Source organism: uncultured Roseovarius sp. (assembly GCF_947489715.1).
Classification (GTDB): Bacteria; Pseudomonadota; Alphaproteobacteria; order Rhodobacterales; family Rhodobacteraceae; genus Roseovarius.
Window position 1 is genome coordinate 1 of record NZ_CANLER010000034.1, and the last position, 800, is coordinate 800.

Sequence of the window (800 nt, forward strand, 5' to 3'; positions counted from 1 at the left end):
AGCAGGATCGCCCGGTCTCGCATCCCGCGTAGATCAAAGGGCAGGGTGGCCACCATGGCCAGAATATCCTCGGGCAGGATCGCTTCCTTCTGGACCGGGGGCCGGGCATGCTTGCGCTTGATGCCCGCCAGCACGGTGGCGATGTGCCGGTTTTTGCGATCGAAGGTGAACCCGCGCTGCGCATAGTTCCAGGCAAGCCCGGAAAGCCTTCTGTCGATCGTGCTCACTGAAAGGGCAGGGGAGGGGCCTGTCGGCGCGGCCAGGTCGGCCAGGTAGAGCCCGATCATTTCGGATGAGGGGGGCAGGGGATCCGTTCCCTTCAGCCGGCACCAGCGCGCGAAGTGTTTCCAGTCGGCGGCATAGGCCTTGTGGGTGTTCTCGGCTGTTGAGGCTTTTGCGTAGTCGCGGGCGGTATCAACCAGCCGGTCGAGGGTGCCGGATCCGGCGACATGGGCGGGCAGGGCGATCGGATCGGTCTTCCCTTGATCTCTCCCGTCGAGCTGAGCTTCATGAGACGTATCAGAGGAAGCTGAGCTCGATTTCTGGTGCTCTGAGGACTGATTTTGTGGTGTATTGCTCATGTTTCCGAGCTTATCCCACTTATGTCCGATAAATCAACCTTATTGGACATAGCGGAGATCAGCAGAGTGGGGCGGTTTCTACCGTATATTGTGGACGAAAGCGCCGCCAGAGACTAGTGTTGTGGCATGACATATCAGTCTTCAGCCATCTCGAACGGTCAAATCACCCTACCGCACTTGCCGGATTGGGTCACCTCGGGCCGTGCGGAAACCCCTGAA

At 59.8% G+C, this 800-nt stretch carries 1 pseudogene; it reads right to left on the reverse strand.

The features are described from left to right. Nucleotides 1-581 (reverse strand): annotated as a pseudogene (locus tag Q1B27_RS24455) (integrase); the annotation flags it as partial. Between the last annotated feature and the right edge of the window lie 219 nt (nt 582-800).